At 36.7% G+C, this 1,276-nt stretch carries 1 protein-coding gene; it reads right to left on the bottom strand.

What is annotated here, in order from left to right; genetic code table 11:
• Positions 1 to 1,276 (bottom strand): C80 family cysteine peptidase (locus tag BBROOKSOX_RS11160; protein ID WP_139661905.1); only part of this gene is annotated, 1,276 nt, incomplete at both ends.

Genomic DNA, 1,276 nt, shown 5'->3' with positions numbered 1-1,276 from the left:
AGGGACTATTTCGCCTTTTTCATTGAAGGCGAAAGTTTTTTTAAGGGCGCTGGAGCGATATTTTCCAGAAGAACCTTCTTCTGAATCCATTATAATTTTTCTGCCATCCAAAAGAACCATTACAGGAGCAGGTCTGACACTTACTTTGGCATCACTTATTCCTTGTTCTCGTAACTTAGGTAGAAGCTTTATTGCATATTTCTCCCCTAAACTACAGGAAGCCAAACTGACTTTCCTCACGCCAGAATCCTCACCAGTAGCCCGATCTATAATACTAATATGTTCGGCAATTTCTTCAATGCTTCTGTCGCCAATTCCTTTTGAATCACCATGCCCATTGATTATAACCTTAATATCGCCTTTTGGTATTTTATTTAATTTAAGTCCGTATACAACTTTGTAATTACCATTTTTATCCATATGGACAACAGTTGTATTGTTTGGATATTTTGCTGCCAGTCGTGACTCATCTTGAATTGTGCCTGGGTCATCTTCTATTGTTATAATAATTTGGCGTATGTATCCCACAAATGGATCTGTAATGTCGCCCTGACTTATCTCCTCTACCTTCCATTGCCTAAGTTCAGCTTCAGATTCCTCAGCCACTTGAATTTCATATTCTATAGTTGATATATCGTGTTCTAATTGTTCACGCATGGCAGGGCTGTGACTTGCAAGATCCAAAAACCATTTATGCGTCTTCTTTAATTCGCTAACTTTATCGCTAACTTCCAGTATTTTATCTGCTCCGTATTTTTCGCGTGCAAGTTGCGCAGACTGTTCTGTTCTTCTCAAGTTTTGAACTTCAATATCAGTAATAAAATCTTGCACAACAGCGTCTATCCTATTTAATTCTCCTATAATTTCTGAATCTTGATTTTCTCTTAAATATTTGTCAAAATCTAATTTTAATCTTTCTATTTCAGAGGCACAGGAGCTTAAATCATTTTCTCGTATTTCACGAAAAGTATAAAGAGCGTCAGATAAAATATAAATATGCTTAATTTGCTCTTTAGATGTGATTTTTTTACTCATAAGCAACTCTTCCAATCTTTGTATTTCTTCATTAAGATTAACCAATGGATTCCTCAACACTTCACTGTGGCTTTTAACCGTTTCAGTTTTTTGAGTAATTTCCCCTTTATCAGTATCCCAACTATAAATCGTCTTAGTGCCTCCTGTTAGCATGGTTTTGGTGCCATCAGCATTGACTTCTATTTGTGTTGTTCTGCCGGTTACTTCGGCGTTGATGGTGCCATTTCCACTGTCATACAAT

The organism is bacterium endosymbiont of Bathymodiolus sp. 5 South (assembly GCF_900128535.1).
In the GTDB taxonomy this organism is placed as follows: Bacteria; Pseudomonadota; Gammaproteobacteria; order PS1; family Pseudothioglobaceae; genus Thiodubiliella.
Note: the sequence above shows the minus strand (reverse complement) of the source record. Positions and strands in the feature narration are given on the sequence as shown.